Source organism: Bacillus pseudomycoides DSM 12442, from assembly GCF_000161455.1.
In the GTDB taxonomy this organism is placed as follows: domain Bacteria; phylum Bacillota; class Bacilli; order Bacillales; family Bacillaceae_G; genus Bacillus_A; species Bacillus_A pseudomycoides.
In genome coordinates, this window is the sequence record NZ_CM000745.1 from 848,905 (window position 1) to 867,696 (window position 18,792).

16 protein-coding genes and 4 pseudogenes are annotated in these 18,792 nt (G+C 34.6%); 12 read left to right on the forward strand and 8 right to left on the reverse strand.

Features of this window, described 5'->3' with window-relative positions; genetic code table 11:
* The first annotated feature begins 66 nt into the window (after window positions 1–66).
* Both BPMYX0001_RS04245 and BPMYX0001_RS04250 read left to right on the forward strand, forming a co-directional pair.
* Window positions 67–918, forward strand: coding sequence for a phospholipase C (locus BPMYX0001_RS04245; RefSeq protein ID WP_006093744.1), 852 nt, complete (start codon window positions 67–69; stop codon window positions 916–918).
* 189 nt (window positions 919–1,107) lie between these two features.
* Window positions 1,108–1,317, forward strand: coding sequence for a hypothetical protein (locus tag BPMYX0001_RS04250; protein WP_006093745.1), 210 nt, complete (start codon window positions 1,108–1,110; stop codon window positions 1,315–1,317).
* 38 nt (window positions 1,318–1,355) lie between these two features.
* On the opposite strand, the gene BPMYX0001_RS04255 is transcribed toward BPMYX0001_RS04250, so the two are convergent.
* Together BPMYX0001_RS04255 and BPMYX0001_RS04260 are read right to left on the reverse strand one after the other, a co-directional pair.
* Window positions 1,356–3,233: an ABC transporter ATP-binding protein gene (locus tag BPMYX0001_RS04255; protein ID WP_033798687.1), complete on the reverse strand. Its 1,878-nt coding sequence runs from the start codon at window positions 3,231–3,233 to the stop codon at window positions 1,356–1,358.
* Window positions 3,230–5,470 (reverse strand): ABC transporter ATP-binding protein, encoded by a 2,241-nt coding sequence (locus BPMYX0001_RS04260; RefSeq protein ID WP_033798688.1) that lies wholly within the window; start codon window positions 5,468–5,470, stop codon window positions 3,230–3,232. Before BPMYX0001_RS04260 ends, BPMYX0001_RS04255 begins: the two co-directional genes overlap by 4 nt.
* 453 nt (window positions 5,471–5,923) lie before the next feature.
* Here BPMYX0001_RS04260 and BPMYX0001_RS04265 point away from each other — a divergent pair, with 453 nt between their 5' ends.
* The 4 genes and pseudogenes from BPMYX0001_RS04265 to BPMYX0001_RS29245 all read left to right on the forward strand — a co-directional run.
* Window positions 5,924–6,208, forward strand: a complete 285-nt coding sequence (locus BPMYX0001_RS04265; RefSeq protein WP_006093748.1) for a sensor histidine kinase — start codon at window positions 5,924–5,926, stop codon at window positions 6,206–6,208.
* Between the two features lie 43 nt (window positions 6,209–6,251).
* Window positions 6,252–6,778 (forward strand): annotated as a pseudogene (locus BPMYX0001_RS29240) (response regulator transcription factor).
* A gap of 391 nt (window positions 6,779–7,169) precedes the next feature.
* A complete protein-coding gene (locus tag BPMYX0001_RS04275; protein WP_006093751.1) occupies window positions 7,170–8,357 on the forward strand; it encodes a glucan-binding protein in 1,188 nt (395 codons plus the stop codon).
* 256 nt (window positions 8,358–8,613) lie between these two features.
* Window positions 8,614–9,075 (forward strand): annotated as a pseudogene (locus tag BPMYX0001_RS29245) (suppressor of fused domain protein); the annotation flags it as partial.
* 51 nt (window positions 9,076–9,126) lie between these two features.
* Here BPMYX0001_RS29245 and BPMYX0001_RS04285 read toward each other — a convergent pair.
* The 3 genes and pseudogenes from BPMYX0001_RS04285 to BPMYX0001_RS04290 all read right to left on the reverse strand — a co-directional run bounded on the left by BPMYX0001_RS04285 (window position 9,127) and on the right by BPMYX0001_RS04290 (window position 12,288).
* Entirely contained in the window at window positions 9,127–9,912 is a 786-nt protein-coding gene (locus BPMYX0001_RS04285; protein ID WP_006093753.1) for an enoyl-CoA hydratase/isomerase family protein, read from the reverse strand.
* Window positions 9,913–10,546: 634 nt separating this feature from the next.
* Window positions 10,547–10,711: pseudogene (locus tag BPMYX0001_RS32595) on the reverse strand (hypothetical protein); the annotation flags it as partial.
* Between the two features lie 230 nt (window positions 10,712–10,941).
* Complete coding sequence (locus tag BPMYX0001_RS04290) at window positions 10,942–12,288, reverse strand: SpaA isopeptide-forming pilin-related protein (protein ID WP_018783607.1); 1,347 nt, start codon at window positions 12,286–12,288, stop codon at window positions 10,942–10,944.
* A 1,048-nt stretch (window positions 12,289–13,336) separates the two neighbouring features.
* On the opposite strand from BPMYX0001_RS04290, the gene BPMYX0001_RS33795 reads away from it, so the two are divergent.
* Window positions 13,337–13,489 carry a hypothetical protein gene (locus BPMYX0001_RS33795; RefSeq protein WP_018767548.1) on the forward strand — a complete coding sequence of 51 codons (153 nt, stop codon included), beginning with the start codon at window positions 13,337–13,339 and terminating at the stop codon, window positions 13,487–13,489.
* Between the two features lie 276 nt (window positions 13,490–13,765).
* Here the strand turns inward: BPMYX0001_RS33795 and BPMYX0001_RS04300 are convergent, their stop codons facing one another.
* From BPMYX0001_RS04300 to BPMYX0001_RS04310, 3 genes and pseudogenes are all read right to left on the reverse strand, one after another.
* Window positions 13,766–14,242, reverse strand: coding sequence for a hypothetical protein (locus BPMYX0001_RS04300; RefSeq protein WP_033798689.1), 477 nt, complete (start codon window positions 14,240–14,242; stop codon window positions 13,766–13,768).
* 556 nt (window positions 14,243–14,798) lie between these two features.
* Window positions 14,799–14,993, reverse strand: a pseudogene (locus tag BPMYX0001_RS04305) (IS6 family transposase); the annotation flags it as partial.
* A 73-nt stretch (window positions 14,994–15,066) separates the two neighbouring features.
* On the reverse strand, window positions 15,067–15,540 hold the full coding sequence (locus BPMYX0001_RS04310) for a MarR family winged helix-turn-helix transcriptional regulator (protein WP_006093759.1): 474 nt from the start codon (window positions 15,538–15,540) through the stop codon (window positions 15,067–15,069).
* Window positions 15,541–15,691: 151 nt separating this feature from the next.
* Here BPMYX0001_RS04310 and BPMYX0001_RS04315 point away from each other — a divergent pair, with 151 nt between their 5' ends.
* From BPMYX0001_RS04315 to BPMYX0001_RS04335, 5 genes are all read left to right on the forward strand, one after another.
* Window positions 15,692–16,276, forward strand: a complete 585-nt coding sequence (locus tag BPMYX0001_RS04315) for a DUF3238 domain-containing protein (protein ID WP_006093760.1) — start codon at window positions 15,692–15,694, stop codon at window positions 16,274–16,276.
* A 217-nt stretch (window positions 16,277–16,493) separates the two neighbouring features.
* The gene (locus tag BPMYX0001_RS32955) at window positions 16,494–16,691 is read left to right on the forward strand and encodes a hypothetical protein (RefSeq protein ID WP_162484051.1); all 198 of its coding nucleotides are present in this window, start codon (window positions 16,494–16,496) and stop codon (window positions 16,689–16,691) included.
* A 79-nt stretch (window positions 16,692–16,770) separates the two neighbouring features.
* On the forward strand, window positions 16,771–17,415 hold the full coding sequence (locus tag BPMYX0001_RS04325; protein ID WP_006093762.1) for a DsbA family oxidoreductase: 645 nt from the start codon (window positions 16,771–16,773) through the stop codon (window positions 17,413–17,415).
* A gap of 199 nt (window positions 17,416–17,614) precedes the next feature.
* Complete coding sequence (locus tag BPMYX0001_RS04330) at window positions 17,615–18,241, forward strand: FMN-dependent NADH-azoreductase (protein WP_006093763.1); 627 nt, start codon at window positions 17,615–17,617, stop codon at window positions 18,239–18,241.
* 164 nt (window positions 18,242–18,405) lie between these two features.
* Window positions 18,406–18,792, forward strand: a 387-nt coding sequence (locus tag BPMYX0001_RS04335; RefSeq protein ID WP_033798690.1) for an MFS transporter, incomplete at its 3' end; no start/stop codon positions are given.

The window sequence follows — 18,792 nt, forward strand, 5'->3', positions numbered from 1 at the left end:
TGCTAATAAGTTGCAATAAAAGCATATGAAGGAAATTTAGATTATACATCAATTGGAGGAATATTTATGAAAAGAAAAATTTTAGCTATAGCTTCTGTAATTGCTTTAACAGCTCCTATTCAAAGTGTGGCGTTTGCACATGAAATTGACCGCCAAGATCCACCTATTGCTCTAAAATGGTCAGCGGAATCTGTACATAATGAAGGAGTAAGTTCTCATTTATGGATTGTAAACAGAGCCATTGATATTATGTCCCAAAATACGACTGTGGTGAAGCAAAATGAGACAGCTCTATTAAATGAATGGCGTACTAATTTGGAGGAAGGTATTTATTCTGCAGATTATAAAAACCCATACTATGATAATTCCACATTCGCTTCACACTTCTATGATCCTGATTCAGAAAAAACGTATATTCCATTTGCTAAACAAGCAAAGCAAACGGGAGCAAAGTATTTTAAATTAGCTGGTGAAGCTTATCAAAATAAAGATATGAAAAATGCATTCTTTTATTTAGGATTATCACTTCATTATTTAGGGGATGTCAACCAACCAATGCATGCAGCAAACTTTACTAACATTTCGCATCCATTTGGCTTCCACTCAAAATATGAAAACTTCGTTGATACAGTGAAAGACAATTATAGAGTAACAGATGGAGATGGCTATTGGAATTGGAAAAGTACAAATCCAGAAGAGTGGGTTCATGCATCAGCATCAGCTGCAAAAGCTGATTTCCCATCAATTGTTAATGATAATACGAAAAGTTGGTTCCTAAAAGCAGCGGTATCACAAGACTCTGCTGACAAATGGCGTGCTGAAGTAACACCGGTAACAGGAAAACGTTTAATGGAAGCACAGCGTATTACAGCTGGATATATTCATTTATGGTTTGATACGTACGTGAATAACAAATAACAAAATACACTTATGCATAGGAAGGCACTGAAAAAGTGATTACTGTGAAAAAATAACGTGTATTTTATTAATATGTAGAAAATGGAAAGGAGTTCATTACCTGTATATAGTAGGTGGTGAACTCCTTTTTCTTCTTCAGTGGGCTTCTTCAGTGGCCTTATATATGGCAAAAGTTATTTATGCTATAAAGTGAAACTTCCATCAGCTGAATATACTTTAAAACCAGGTTCCGTAGTTGCTGGAGTTGTAAATAAAACAATCAATTCACCTTTTGCACAGTTTTGGCAAGGTAGCCATTATTGGGATACAGCTACAAAAGTTAAACCATCATCTACTTCAACAGGTGCAATTAAAACAGATGATTTAAAATTAATTCGTTCAGATGTGTTAGAAAAATAAAATTGATCAAGCTGATCTTCACCCTCATCCCACCTAACTCAAGAAGCATCCGCACCTTCAAACTGACTATTATAAAGCGAAGCATAGAAACCATCAGCCTTCAATAACTCTTCATGATTACCTTGTTCTACAATATCCCCGTCTTTCATGACAAGGATTAAATCGGCATCACGGATTGTTGATAATCTATGAGCGATGATGAAGCTTGTTCTGCCTTCCATGAGGTTTTCCATGGCTTTTTGAATCAGCACTTCTGTACGAGTATCGATAGAGCTTGTTGCTTCGTCGAGTATGAGTATTTTCGGATCCGCTAGAAGGGCACGGGCAATTGTTAGTAGTTGCTTTTGTCCTTGGGATACGTTGCTTGCTTCTTCGTTTAGTTCCATTTGATATTTATTTGGTAAGGTTTTTACGAAGCTGTGAACGTGGGCTGCGTTTGCTGCTTCAATCACTTCTTCGTCGGTTGCACCCAGTCTACCGTAACGTATGTTTTCCATGATGGAACCATTAAATAGCCAAGTGTCTTGCAGTACCATGCCGAACATGCTGCGCAGGTCTTCTCGCGTAAAGTCTTTTATATCGTGACCGTCTATACAGATCGCACCGCTGTTTACGTCATAGAAACGCATTAACAGTTTTACGATTGTTGTTTTTCCTGCTCCGGTGGGTCCTACGATGGCTACCTTTTGTCCAGGTTTAATATTAGCTGAGAAATTATTGATGATGATCTTATCTGGATTATATCCAAATTGAACATCTTTGAATGTAACTTCTCCTTTAACTTCTTGAAGCTTCACTGGGTTTTCTGCTTCCGGAATTTCTTCTTCTTCATCTAAAAATTCGAAAACTCTTTCTGCAGCAGCTGCAGTGGATTGAAGTACGTTAGCGATTTGGGCTACTTGAGCGATTGGTTGCGTAAAGCTTCTTACATATTGCACAAATGCTAAAATATCTCCAACTGCAATTGTTCTCTTTACAGCGAGCCATCCGCCTAAAATGGATACAGCTACGTAACCGATATTACCGATAAACATCATAATCGGCATCATCATTCCGGATAAAAATTGAGATTTCCATGCAGAGTGGTAAAGAGTATCATTCACCTCTTCGAATTTTTTCACTTCTTCTTCTTCAGTGTTAAAAGCTTTTACGATATTGTGACCACTATAAATTTCTTCAACTTGACCGTTCACGTGCCCTAAATATTCTTGCTGGGATTTGAAGTATTTTTGTGATCTCTTGACGACTCCCATGATGAGCATCATGGATACTGGCAGTATTAACAGCGCCACTAATGTCATTTGCCAGCTGATTGATAACATCATGATGAGTACACCGATGATTGTAATAACGGATGTGATGATTTGCGACATACTTTGGTTTAAAGTTTGGCTCACAGTATCTACGTCATTTGTAACTCTAGATAATACTTCTCCATGTGTCGTTTTATCAAAGTACTTAAGCGGCATACGGTTGATCTTTTCATCAATTTCTTTTCTGAAGTTATAAGATACCTTTTGTGCGACTCCCGAAATGATATATCCTTGTATAATGGAAAACACAGTGCTCGCTATATATAATCCAAGGAGCAGGAGGGCAATGTTTCCGATATAGGTAAAGTCAATAGCAGCACCGTGCACGCCCGTTACTTTGTCTACGAGTCCTTCGAAAAGTTTTGTTGTCGCTTTACCTAAAATCTTTGGACCGACGATTGCAAAGGCAGCACTACCGATTGCGAAAATAATAACGATTAGGATTGAGAACTTATATGGCTTTAAGTATTGAAGTAACTTATTCATCGTTTCTTTGAAATTTTTTGCCTTCTCAATCTTTCTCATGCCGCCGCCCATATGACCGCCGCCATGGCCACCACCAGGACTGCCTTGTCTTCTATTTTCTATTTTTCTATCACTCATGATGACAACTCCTCTCTTGAAAGTTGTGATAAAGCAATTTGCTTATAAACTTCACAGTTTTCCATAAGCTCTTCATGAGTACCAGTTCCAACTATTTTTCCTTCATCAAGTACAATGATCTTATCTGCATTCATGATTGTACTTATTCTTTGGGCAACAAGTAGAATAGTACTTCCCGCAATCTCATTGTTTAAAGCCCTCCGCAAGGCTGCGTCTGTCTTAAAGTCAAGAGCTGAGAAACTATCATCAAATATGAAGATTTCCGATTTTTTCGTAAGAGCACGCGCAATAGAAAGTCTTTGTTTTTGACCACCGGAAACGTTCGTACCACCTTGTGATATTTCTGTACGGAAGCTTTCAGGTTTCGCGTTAATAAACTCCATAGCTTGCGCGATTTCTGCCGCTTTTGCGAGTTCTTCTTCAGTTGCTTCTTTCTTACCGTATTTCAAATTACTTTCGATCGTACCTGAGAATAGAACTCCTTTTTGCGGTACATAACCAATTTTCTCTCTTAATTCCTTCTGAGATACTTCTCTAATATCCGTGCCATCTATTAATATTTGGCCGCTTGTTACATCGTAAAAGCGTGGAATTAAGTTGATTAATGTTGATTTACCGCTACCTGTACTTCCGATGAAAGCTGTCGTTTCTCCAGGTTTTGCGGTAAAGGTAATATTGGAAAGCACATCTTCTTCTGCACCTGGATATTTAAAGCTAACATTTTTAAATTCAACGTAGCCTCTCTTGTCAGAGGCAAATGTTTTTGGCTCCGCTGCGTCATGAATAGAAAGGTCAGTATCTAAAACTTCTGCAATGCGCTGTGCGGATACAGAAGCACGCGGAACCATAATGGATACCATAGAAATCATTAAGAAGGCCATGATGATTTGCATTGTATATTGCATAAATGCCATCATATCACCAACTTGCATATGTCCCATATCCACTTGGTGTGATCCAACCCAAATAATAAGTACAGTAACGGCATTCATGATAAGCATCATCATTGGCATCATAAATGACATTAAACGGCTTACAAATAAATTAGTTCTTGTTAAATCTTGATTTCCTTTTTCGAATTTCTTTTCTTCATGCTTTTGATTATTAAAAGCACGAATAACGAGCATACCTGTTAAAGATTCACGAGTGATCAAGTTAATTTTATCTACTAACTTTTGGATACTCTTAAACTTAGGGATCGCGATGCTAAATAGACCAATGACTAAGCTTAAAATCGCGATAACTGCAACTGCGATAATCCATCCCATTGAAAGGTCTGTAGTAAGTACCTTAATAATTCCGCCTATGCCTAAAATCGGTGCATAGAATACGATACGAAGCAGCATAACCATAAGTGTTTGCACTTGTTGAATATCATTTGTACTTCTTGTGATTAGAGATGCAGTGGAAAACTTATCAAACTCTGCATTAGAAAAGCTTGTAACCTTCCGAAATACTTTCTTTCTAAGATCTCTACCTAATCCAGCAGCCACTTTTGCAGCAAGTAAACTCACGATAACGGTAGCTGCCATACTTACTAAGGATAAAAGCAACATTTTTCCGCCAGAAGTAAGAATATAATTGGATTGAAGCTTATCTGTATTGATACCGATCTTTTTATATTCATTCTCAATGAATGAAACGGCTGACTGTGTTACCATGCTGCCTGGCATATTCTTAAACTTTTCATCCGCCTTTTCTTTCATTGCATCGATTTGATCTTGAGGCAGTTTAGCAATTACTGCAAAAGGATCTGTATTTGGCGGAAGCTTCGCCGGTGCTTTGTTATCACCTGGCGCAGTGAAAGCAGATGAGCCGTCTTTTTCAATTCCTTGTGTAATTAACATTGGTTTCCCGAATATATCGTTAAGTTCGTTAATTGTATTTTTATCCTCTGTATGTAGCTTATAAAGCGGTTCTTTATCAAGCTGCGGATAATCTTTTAAGTCATTTTTCAGCTCACTTTGAGAAAGATTATTCTTATCTAAAAGTACATAGTTGTCATCTACTTTTTTCTTCTCATTTTCATTCATAAAGAGTGTAAGTTTATCGAGCTCACTTTTACGAATAACCCCAGGTACTGCGTTTTCTACACCTTTTTGCTGAATACCTACATTCACAATGTTAGACATGTAGTCTGGCAGTGACAGGTCACATACGGCTTGTATGGATAATAGACATATAACTGCAATGATTGAGGCAACAAATGGTTTTAAATGTTTGATGATCTTTAACATTTAATTCATCTCTCCATTTTCCTTTTCTAATTTTTTTAGCTTTTACTTCGGTTCATTCCTTTATTCTTCGTATTCTTCAGGAATGCATTCTAGCAGCTCTTTACGTTTTCGACCACAGATTAATTCTATGACTCTATGAAGATATGATGCAACTTTTAGGGTGGAGAATTTCATAATGAATTTGTTAAAGAATTTTAAACTATATATACATCAATTAAAAACCGGACATAAAACCCTTCTTTTTAGGTAGGAGAGAGCATCTGGCCATGCATAGAAGCGGTCAGGGCCTTTTTCTGCCACATGCGAAGTAAAAACAGAAAGCGCAAATGAGTGTAGGTTACTTTGTATTCTGTATAGCAGGGATTTAGATGTCGAAAAATTAATTCACAAATTCGGTTTCAACTAAAGGAAAAAGGAGAATTCTCTGAATGGTCTGAGGACATTAGCATTGTAATGTTCCGTATTCTTCAGGAATCCATTACAAATGTAATACGTCATTCTGCTGCCAATGAAGTAGATGTATGTATACAAGAACATGCACAAGAATTATCGCTCATTGTTTCCGATAATGGACAATTTTTAAGTGAAAATTTATACCAAAATGGTTTTGGAGTAAAAGGAATGATTGAACGGTGTCAATCTGTTGGGGGAACTTGTAATTTTTCGGTTAATTCAGACGGGGGATTGAAGGTGGAAGCGATTATTCCTTTAATGAATCGTGTATGTGATGAAGCCTAGAGATAGGAGGGACGACGAATGAAAACGATAAAAAATTCGAATCATGTTAGTGGACGATCAACCAATCATCAGACAAGGGCTGACGTATATATTTAATAGTCAATCAGATATGGAAGTTGTAGGTGAAGCAGATAATGGTAAGGATGCCGGAAAGATTGCTTTGCGCTGCATACCTGATATCGTGTTGATGGATGTACAAATGCCGCCGGATATTTATTAAAGGATACTCAAACGAAAGAGCTATTAGATGGTGTACGTTCTATACAGCGCGGCGCCACTTTATATAATAGCATGACAGCGAAACAAGCGCTCACAAAGATTATAAATTCTAGAGATAATATTTCAACAAATCAGCCTAAGGCTTCATCTTTTATAGAACCATTAACAGATCGAGAAATTGAGATATTGTAACTCATAGCATATGGAAAGAAGAATAAAGAAATAGCAAATATACTGTATATTTCAGAAGGAATTGTTAAAACCCATGTACATAACATTATTCAGAAACTTGAGGTGGCAGACCGCACGCAAGCTGTAGTTTTAGGGATTCGTATGCAATTAGTAAGATAAATTGTTCTGAGGTAGAGAATTCGATTTATTATAAAGGGGGGAAGATACACTTTTGTAAAGATAATATTGGGATAGCACCACATCGCCATCAACCTAAGAAAACAGGTCACCCCCCATAACGAAAACTTTACCTTTTTACAGTTATTTATGAGAATTCGACTCATCTTTTTCGTTTTTGGGACAATTAATCCCTTAAGTTGATAGATGTGTAATGATACTTACATTGTAACTGTAAAGTAACGATAATTACATTAATAGATATTTTGTGTCGTTAAATTAAAAAAGATTACATTTTTGTTACAAAAACTATTGATTATATTTAAATATCATAATATAATTCTGTTTGTGGAAATAAAAACTAAAATTATTCATTATTTGGGGGATATGGAAAATGAAGAAAGTTATTTTACCAGTTTTAATGTCTGCAATGTTTGTAGTTCCTGCAGTATCTCATGCTGAAAACCAAGAAGCTGTAAAACAACTTGCTCCAAAAACAGAACAGGCAATGCAGAAAACAGGTTGGGTAAAAGAGGGGAATACATGGTATTTCTATGATCAAAATGGTGTGAAGAAAACAGGGTGGTTAAAAGATAATGGTACATGGTATTACTTGAATGCGGATGGGGCAATGAAAAGTAATAGCTGGTTAAGTGATGGAGGAAAGTGGTACTACTTTGCTGAAAGTGGAGCAATGAAAACGGGTAATATTTTTAATCAAGGTTCATGTTATTTATTAGGAGCAGACGGTGCGTTATATACGAACGAAGGCTGGGTTCAGTACGAAGGAGAATGGTATTACGTTCACCAAGGAGGAAACTTACACGAGGGCTATCTTGAATATAATGGTAAGATATACTACATGAATCCAGGCTCTGGAGATATGAAAGTAAACAATTGGATAGGTTCACATCCTGATGGTAATTATTTCTTATCTGATGGAGCAATGGCAACTGGTTGGAATTTGATTAATAATGAATGGTACTACTTCGAAGAAAGCCGGACGCATTTTAATACTCATAATGGTTGGCTAAGTTATAAAGGAAGCTGGTATTACTTTGTGGCTTCTAAGATGCAAACAGGTTGGATTGAAGATAATGGGAATTGGTACTACCTGAATGCAGATGGAACGATGAAAACAGGCTGGTTAAAAGATAAGGGCACATGGTATTACTTAAATGCAAATGGCACAATGAAAAGCTCAGCTAATGGGTGGGACGAAGGTTGGTTAGATGAGGGAGGAAAGCGTTACGTTTTCGCTGACAGTGGTGCCATGTGGACAGGGAAAATGTGTGAAGGAGGTACTTGTTGGTACTTCAATCCAGATGGATCAATGTTTACAGGCTGGAAATTAATTGATGGTGAATGGTATTACTTTGATGATAAAACTGGAGCAAGCCACGCAGGTTGGCTAAGTTATAACGGGAAATGGTATTACTTTTATGATGGCCCGATGACAACAGGCTGGGTGCAAGATAATGGCACATGGTATTATTTGCAGTCTAGCGGTGCGATGGCAACAGGTAAACATTTCATTGATGGGAAATGGTATTCATTCAAAGATAACGGCGCTATGATGTAACAAAGGTTTTTTTATTGAATAAATGACATCAGATATCTATTTTAAGATATTTCTATAATGAAAAAAGACACCTGTGAAGGTGTTTTTTTCATCTCTTCTTATTAATCTAGGAAGAATAACGTTTATAACAATAATGGGTAGTAAGTACTTTTAAGTTGATGGTAATGGGGTAGCACCACACATCCATCAAGTTAAGATTTTGAAATAACCCCAAAACAAAAATTTTATATCTCTACAGTTATTTAGAAATGGAAAAGCTCAATTTTTAATCGAAAGCGGTATAGATATTAATGTTAAATATAGTGGTGAATCCGTGAAAGATATGGATGCATTAACTTTTGCAAGGGAACAGGGTCAAGTGGAAATTGTTAAGTTAATAGAAGGCCAAAAAGAATTGACCGCTACTATAACCGAAGTAAATGGTAAAAATCAAGATTATCATGATGAAATCTTAGAGCATGTAACTAAATACTTTGGAACTATTCAAAATACTATAAGTGAGATTGTTCCTGGTAGTAGAGTTTCAGTCAATATTCATATAATTCCTCCGTCAATGAATAATGATTTTGTAACTCTCGTAACTACAGGTATGAGTGATGCACCTATGGATTATTCAAATGAAGAAAGTGAGTTTAAATATGCAGAATTATTATTGAAATTACCTTCAAGTTGGATAGTTGGGAAAGATAATATGGGGGATCAAAACTATTATTGGCCTGTTTTTTTTTTCATTCTTTATATTAATTCCCAAAATAATTGGTTCGATTAACTATCTTTCTTTAAATAATGGTTTGGTCTTTTCTAAAAATGATTTAGTACCTTCTCTGAAGTCCTCTGTGGACGCTATCAAGCCGAAATAATCTGCTCCAAGACGTGCGGACTCTTCTAAAGTTAAATTACCTCCCCGATGAATTGCCTCCCAAGTCATTTTTACTGCGATAGGAGCCTGAGATAGAATTTCTTGGATAAGCGCTTCTGCCTCTGATAATAATTTATCAGGCTCAACAGTCCTATTAACCAGTCCTATTCTATAAGCTTCGTCTGCGCTTATCGCGGCTCCAGTGAGCAGCAGCTCTGTAGCACGCCCCTTACCTATAAGTCTGGGCAATCTCGTAGTTCCTCCAAATCCGGCAACAGCTCCAATACGAACTTCAGGATGTCCTAATCTAGCATGATTAGCACAAATACGAATCGTACAGGATTCAGCTAACTCAAGTCCACCTCCTAGTGCAAATCCGTTGATGGCAGCAACAACCACTTTTCCTAATGACTCGATTTTATGAGTAACCGTAACAGCCAACTGAGCTAAATCCCGTACTTCTAGTGGAGTGGCTTTATTGAGAAACTGAATGTCAGCACCTGCTGAAAATGCCTTTTCTCCAGCACCGATAATTATCAATGCTTTTACACTTGAATTAGTTTTAACCCTGTCCAAGACGGAGGAAAGTTGCTCAAGAACATCTCGGTTTAACGCATTTAGTGCTTCCGGTCTGTTTAATGTAATTCTTGCAATACCATTTTCCTCAGTGTAGAGGACGACACTTTTGTTTAACATTTTAATCCCTCCAATAGTTTAGTGTGCAGACACAAAAGGCTACTAATTTCTATCGCTTCTTTTATAACATTAAGAGAGGATTTTTACTGAGATGTCGTCACCGACTGATTGCTCGTTCATAAGTGAGATTATATTTAGAATATACTGCACAACTCAAAAAAAGTTTTTTATTCATCAATTTAATCTTGTAGAATGCCCTTGTGGCGAAACATCTTGCATTTTTAACCACGACTAATATTCAGACACAGAACCTATCCCGCAGACCTCTTTAAACCGCTTTTCAATATAAAATGTTCTTCTTTGGACATAAAAATCCTCTTTAGGAAAAAATACTTAAGGGGGTAAAATTCCGCAAATTTCTTTTAAAATATCGCGCCTTTCTTCTAAACATCACTTCTTTTTTAAGGGTACAGACTCATGCCCATCAAGTTAAAATTTTGCAGCATCTCAGAACGAAATTTTAAACCCTCTTGTAACAAGACATCTCATTTTATCGTTTTGGGGGTGTAATAAAACCTTAGCTTGATGGGCATGGGGTAGCACCACGCATCCATCAACTTAAGCATTTAGGCTATTCTCAAAGTAAAAAGCACGTTACTATTCTCTTATGTTAATGAGAATAGTAACGTGCTTTTTATGAATATACATCAGTTTGGAATGAACTCAATATATAATCTTTTATATCAAATCGATGCTCACTTAAAAAGTTGATATGCTCCCATCCTAATGATGAGATATGTTTTAATAGTTCTTCATTAAACTCATACTTACTTTTTAACGTTTCTACAGATTTACTTAAATATACGGCGTTTCATATAATAATGGGATTAATCGGAATACTTAATAAATTCGCTCGTTGTATTTGATCCTGGAGAGCACGTTTAGGTATATCATATAGATTTTTCATAATTGCATTTATTGCAAGCGTTTTCAATTTTAGGGATTGTTATAATCTACATTTTTCACAAAACATTTCTTAGCATATTTAACTTTAAGCATTGGTAACAAAACCCTTATTGTTTATAGTTTTTAACTATGATTTTTCCCTATTTTTAATATATAGATTCCTAAAATAATCAATCCTAGTCCTACAAACGGGACAGTTGGAAACTTCGTTCCTGTTGATGGCAGGTGATGCTTTTCCTTACTTGCAAGATCATTTTCCATTGCGCCCTCTTTACTTTGTATATCATAAGATTGTTTAGCATTTCCATATGTAGCATGCACTTTTTTAATTTCCAGGCCACTTGTTATTTTTTGATTCTTTATTTCTATTTCTGCTATCTCGCCAGTTTTTACTTCCATTTTTTTTATTGTAGGATCAAGTACATAACCTTCTGGAGCCTGAATTTCTTTTACAACATACGTACCGGTAGGAAGTTTATTTAATGTAGCAATCCCATTCTCAGTTGTAGTGATTTCTTGTCTAAAATCCCCATTTTCACTTACAACCTCAAACACTGCCCCTTTTAAAGCCTCTCTATTTTCTCCTACCTTCATAATTTTTAATGACCCCCAAAATTCCCATCCTACTACTATATCTGTACTGCTTTTTTCACTCATTCTTGGTAATAAAGCAGTTACATCTTGAATCCTTTGTTGGCCATCAAAGGTAACTGCTTGTAAGCTCTGCAATTTTGCATTTACTCTGATCTTGAAATTTCCACTTGTTGCGTTTTTGGGAATCATAACTTTAAATTTTTCCTCTATAGAGAATTCATTCTTTTTTTCACCTTGTTCATTTATAATTTTAGCTCCTTCTGGTGCACCCTCCATTTGAACTGAGTATACTCCAGATACTGAATTTGATTGAACTCTATATAAATTTGTTTCAAAATATTCCCCATTTTGCTCTACAGTTTGTTTTCCAGTAGGTATTACGTTCAAATATGTTTCCTGAACTTCAGTACCTTTAGAAGCTTTTTCTACCAAATGCTTTACAAGGTTATATACCTGTTGGTTTTCTGGCTTTGAATCGGCAATTTCAATTTTTTTAGATGCAATCCAGATAGCTAGTTGAGTTGCATAGTAGGCTTCCTCTTTTGTAGAAACTCCTAATTCAGCCGGCGTTTTTTGAGGGTATCCATAAAGTAAGACACGATATACAAAATCATTCTCTTTTCCAATTTCAGAAAGATCATCTCCATTAGGTGAATTCAGATCAGGTGATAAACAATATGCAACATCTTTTGATGACGTTCTTAGTAAGTCTGCCTTTACCTTTACTTCAGTACCTTTGAATTTAATATAATTCCAGTTCATTTGAAACTTTTCTTGATGTATTATCTCGGCTGCTGCTTGTGGAATAGAAATCCCTAGCAACATAATGATTAAACTTATAATTCCAAAACATTTTGTTAACATTCTACGTTTCATCTCATTCCCACCATTCATCAAATTTTCAGGAAAAACCTTACATGCTGATTATATTTTCTGTAAAAGAATATTAGTTTGATTATTCAGAAATTTATAGGTGTAAATAATGATTGTGTTATAATTTCATATTTTCTTATAATCTTTATCGTTTAATTGGATTTACCATATTTGTTAAAGATACTACTTACTTAACTAAATGTACGGGCGTAAATATTATTCTATACTATTAAAAACTAATTCAAAAAATCAATTTTTAGAATTTAAATCTATGTATTTAAAAATAAATACACTTAACAATCCACCTATTAAATGAATGTTTTTTCTATTCAATTTACCTTCACAAAACACCGGCTGCATCCTTAGGGAATTTAGCCATATTTTACATTTATTATTTTTAGAGAATACATGGCTTGCAATTCTTTTTTTATGTTATGATATTTTGTTTATTGATTCTTGTACAAGAATATACTTCTCAAAAGTAAAATAATTTTAATCCTTTATCATTCTTTTAGCTGTTTATATACATTCATGGATAGATTGAAAATCATATATACGCATGTGCATTGTAACTTAGACGGTTAATACACGGGACCATCAAACGGTTCCAACAGAAACATAAGGGACACTATTTGATGACTGGTTGACAATTTCATTATATAACAAATATTAACAATTAAAGATTTTAATTTTTAAAATTATGTGAATTAATAAAATAAAAAAATATCTTATTTTTAATTCCTGAAAAATCCCAATGTTTCATTTCACATAAACTACTTGGTTCTGGTGCAAAAAATACTATCATTGTGTACACTGAAAATATTCATAAATAAAGGACGTGTACGACGATGAAAAAACCAGTGGATTTTAAATGGAAGCACTATGAGCTGGAGAGTTTGGTTATACAATTTATCAATCCGCCATTTTAGAAGGAGGAAGAGATCCCTTTTATCAGTGGATTAATGACAATGACAAGATAGAAAATTATGAACTGGAAGGAGCACAATTCATCTTTGGTAAAATGACTGGAAGTAATGTAAAGGGCATGAAAATGATTGTTCCTGCAAAAGGAAAGGACAGTACTTATCAAGTTGTAATCATTGATGATGTTTTAAATAAGGCTGAATTAGAGAAAATCATGATTTCCTTTTTATTTGAGTTCGAACGAAATCTTCATGTGATAAAAGAAATTAATAATCTATAAAACAAAAAAGTGAGATGAAATTTTTGTTTTGGGGGTACTTCAAAATTTTAGCTTGATGGCGATGGGGTACTGCCACACATCTATCAACTTAAGAAAAGTAAACACCTCCTAATAAAAAAATCCCATAGGTGTTTTGCAAATCCTTTAATGATCCATCGACTACAATCGTACATATTTTGCCGACGCTTGTCGTTTGCATAGACGCAAGAATAAAAAATCAAATAAAAAAGATAGAGATACAAATATCTCTATCTTTTATCAGTGGGGATGGAAGTTTCACTTTATTCTTTTTATCTTTAACTTCATTATATTTACCGTGAATTCAAGTTTATCAACAATCCCTTTTTCAAAAGTTTTATAAAAAGCATTATTTGATATTGCAATAAAGAACAACATAAGAAAAAACACTTTTGTATTCCCATCTACCGAAGTACCTTTAATTCCCCATTCCTCCAGTGTTTTCCCTCCTATATTTACTATAGAAAACGCCCCGGAAATATATGTAGCAAAAAAATGTACCTGATAGAACCTTTTTAAAAATGTATTTGAATCATGTTTCCAAGTATAGATAAAGTGTAAACTGAATGAAAATATAGCTGACAATATATTAGATACTATTAACATACAAATAAATATTTCTACTGAATCTGGCTCTATAAACCTAGTAATGAATGAATCTGCAAAAGTAATAATATCCATTCCGAATATTACTGCAAAAAAATACAAAATCAAATAATAGAAATAAACAAACATATTACTCATCTCCTGAAAAATAATGAATTTTAAATTGCTCTTAGAAGTCAGCTGAGATACGTGTAAAACTAGATCATAGGGATACATTATTTACCAAAAACTATTTTCTGAAGATATTTGTAATATAAACGTTCGTTTTTATTTGAAAATATGAAATACCCTAACTGATGAACTAGATGTAACAAAAATACTCTATCAAAAATAATCCGTACCATTATTAGTGCAATACCTTTTTTCTATATCAAAACCTGATGTTAGAAATATATATAATACAGGCTGTGAACTGAAATTACATGTATCTTGGTCAACAAACCCCATCTTTTTAATGCTTTTCTTTCATACACTCTCGCTAATATAGTCTACTTTTCTAACAATTGCAATTCAAACTATATTTTTAAAAAATACAAACCATAAAAAACAAAATTAAACGACTCCCTAAGAGAGAAGCTTAATTTTGTTAAGGGATATAGCCATATTTTTAAAACTCACTATACTAAGGGGTCTCGCCACATCGCTATCAAGCTAAGACTACATTAGGAAATTTTCAGGGAAGTTTTTTCACTTTCCAAATTTGATAGGTGAGATTGCCATATTCATGAACCCATCGCATGATGGTTGTTGGGTGAACTGAAATACCACGTTCTTTCAGGATTTCAGATACATCACGATAACTTAAAGAAAAACGGCAGTAGTACAGGGCGGCTACTAAAATAATATCTTTCTTGAATTGTTTTCCTTTAAAATATCTCATGTCTGATTCTCCTAGATCCTGTTTTCTAGAGTGTAGCTTCATGTAGAAAACTTTGCAACAGAACCCTCTATATTTACCAAACAGGTCTAAACCTCAATGACAATTTACCTTCATTTGTTTCATAAACTAATTTTGTTAAATCTTCTTTGAGCATTTGCATGCGCTCAGCACCTATGTTTTCAATCCAGCGTCTCTCAATATCAGTTAGTATTTCTTCTTTTGCTTTCAATACTAACCATCCTCGTTCGGTCAAAACGATAATCTTCCCTCTTTTATCAGTGGGGTGAGTTTGGCGCATTACATAACCACTTTTCTCAAGATAATCCACCATTTTACTTACAGCTTGTTTTGTAATTCCTAAGTATTCGGCTAGTTCTATACCTGTTGCTCCATCAGGGGTAATACATTTAAACATAAAACCATGTGCAGGTCTAATATCTCCAAATCCCAATTCATTCAATCTGTCATGTAGTTCATTAATCACCGTACTAAAGGATAATGACAAAAGTGATGTAAGATCTAATTCACTAAATACTCGTTGATTCATGTATAAAACCTCCTTAAATAAAGTCAATCAAGTTGACTTTATTTAAATCTCATTGTACTATAAGCGGTATAGTCAATCAAATTGACTACATCGCTTTTGTTATGAAAGAAATATGATTTAATAAATAATCAATATACTATGGAGGTTCTGTATGACTCACATTGTTAAAATTAAAGCAAGTGTATTTATTCCAATGTCTTGGACTGAACCTATGAAGGATACTCAAACGGGTAATATAATTCAATTCGAAGGTGATTCACGTGAATTTACCCCTTATACTGTAAACACTATGCGCTCAAGAGTTGAACAGGAAGTAGTTGCAGATTTTTATAAAAAAGAAATTTTCTCATATGCAAATACTGGTATAACAACAGAAAAAGTCACAACACTAGATGGTTCTGTTAATAAAAGAACAGGAAAAGCTAGTACGGAAGATATTTTGTGTACTGATATTGTATGGAGTTCTGATGACGTCAAGTTTCAAATGAGTGCAAGTGCTAGCCAACCATTAAATGTATATGCACCTCCTGTTGACTATCTATTAACTGTACGTGTCCAAAAAGATGGTACTGTCGATATTCAAGGTACACATGATGGATTCCCTTGTTTTGAGTTTTATAAGCAAATAGATTTTGGACCATTTGAAGAAATTTATACACATGATTTCAGAGAAACAGGTGATACGCCTGAAGCGCTAGCTGGAGAAATGGATTATAGTTTTAAAAAAATATTGTAAAGTCAATGTATTGCTACATTGTAATCGAACCAAGATAAATTTGTATTCATAATCAGTATATTGTACGCAAACTGGGAAGACCTCACATTAAGAAAAATTAGAGTTTTCTCATTTCCCTGGCGGTATACCATCGTTATCAAGATAGGATTAGAAAATATCAGTTACAAAAGAAACTATTTTCTTTTTCTAAAAAACCAGTGTAGATACCTTATTAGACATGTATCGAGTGGAGGATGATGTAGAAGAGGAAAAGTTGATTCATTTCCATAAAAAACCGAATTTTACTTGTCCTATGGGAGCAAATATACAAATTATTTTAGCCCACACACAAGAAGCGATGGATCAAGTATTAGAGAATATGGCAATGGAACAACTCGTTACATCATTAGTAAATAAAAATAAATTCTTCGTATAAAGTGTATATTTTATCGCTCTAATTGTAACTTGTATAGTTATGCTTAGAGCGATAAAAAGAAAAGTGAGGGAACGTATATATGACTGTGAAAATTATAGTTTATTCTGATTTTATATGTCCATTTTGTTTTTTAGGAACAGGTCCTTTAGATGAGGTTGTAAAGGAAAAAGATGTAAAAGTAGAATGGATGCCATTTGAATTGCGTCCTAGTCCATCTCCGAAAATTGATCCACGGACTCAACCTCGTGTAATGGAAGCTTGGAATTCATTTATTTATCCTACTGCTAAAAAATTAGGATTAGAAATAAAGTTACCACATTTGCGTTCGTATACGCACCTTGCGTTTGAAGGTTACCAATTTGCAAAGGAACATGGAAAAGGAAATGAGTTTCACCATAGAGTGTTTATTGCACATTTCCAAGAGGAACAAAGTATTGAAGACATCGAAGTGTTAACAAAATTAGCGGACGAAGTGGGACTTTCTCAGGAAGCATTTAAAGAAGCATTAGTATCACGAAAGTACCGAAAAATGCATCGAGAAGCTATAAAGCATGCCCATGTAGAAGCACAAATTATGGCTGTTCCAACGTTCATTATTGGTGACGAAGTTATTCAAGGTTTTACTAGCAAAGAAAAATTAACAAAGGCAATTGATCAAGAAATAGAGAAGAATAAAGAGAATGAGTTGGATGGACTGCAATGTAGTATAGATGGGGATTGTTAATGCTAGATTAAATTAGTGGTGAAATATAAATTTTAAAAAATACAGTCAACCAGATTGACTGTATTGGGATTCTATTGTAAAATGCATAACGAAGTCAATTAAGTTGACTATATTATTTTTGTTATAAAAGTAATAGGATACCCCTTTTTAGTGAGTAAATATAGAAAAACGTAAGAGTGAGTAATAGGAGGAAAAAAGCATGACAACAGTTTTATTTGTAAAAGCAAACAATCGTCCAGCAGAACAAGCAGTTAGTGTGAAATTATATGAGGCTTTTTTAGCAAGTTATAAAGAATCACATCCAAATGATACAGTGGTAGAGCTTGATTTATACAATGAAGAATTACCATATGTAGGAGTAGATATGATTAACGGGACATTTAAGTCTGGTAGAGGAGTTGATTTAACAGCAGAAGAAGCAAAAGCAGTAGCTGTTGCTGATAAATATTTAGATCAATTCCTTGCAGCTGATAAAGTTGTGTTTGCTTTCCCATTATGGAACTTAACAATCCCAGCTGTACTACACACATATATTGATTACTTAAACCGCACGGGCAAAACATTTAAATATACGCCAGAAGGTCCAGTAGGTCTTATTGGAGATAAGAAAGTTGCATTATTAAATGCAAGTGGCGGTGTATATTCGAAAGGCCCAAAAGCTGAAATGGAAATGGCTATTAAATATGTAGTAAGTATGATGGGCTTCTTCGGTGCAAAAGATATAGAGAAAGTAGTGATTGAAGGACACAATCAATTCCCTGATAAAGCAGAAGAGATTATTGCTGCAGGGCTTGAAAAAGCGATTAAAGTAGCAAGTACGTTTTAATTAACAAAACACTTGTCACTCTATATGGCAGTACCAACACTTTTATAGCGGGTGGTACTGCTTTTTTATTCGTTTAACTCGCATCAATTGGGCAGTAAGGACCCAATTGATGCGAGTTTTCCATTCTCAACTTATTAAACGATAGAAAGCAGGATTACATTACAATGGAACGTTTATGGACAAAAAACTATATAATGCTGACCATTACAGCATTATTACTATTTAGTGGTTTTTATTTACTCATGCCAACACTACCTATTTTTATTAAACAATTAGGTGGAAGTGAATCTCAAGTTGGATTTATTATAGGAGTGTTTACAATATCAGCAGTCATTTTACGTCCTATTGTTGGAGGATTAATGGATCGATATGGTCGACGAGTATTTATAATAAGCGGACTACTATTTTTTGCAATTACAATGTATTTTTATGATTGGGTAACAGGAGTTATATTTTTAGTGGTATTACGTATCCTTCATGGAATCAGCTGGGCAATTGCTACAACTTCGATCGGAACAGCTGTGACTGATGTGATTCCACAATCTCGTCGC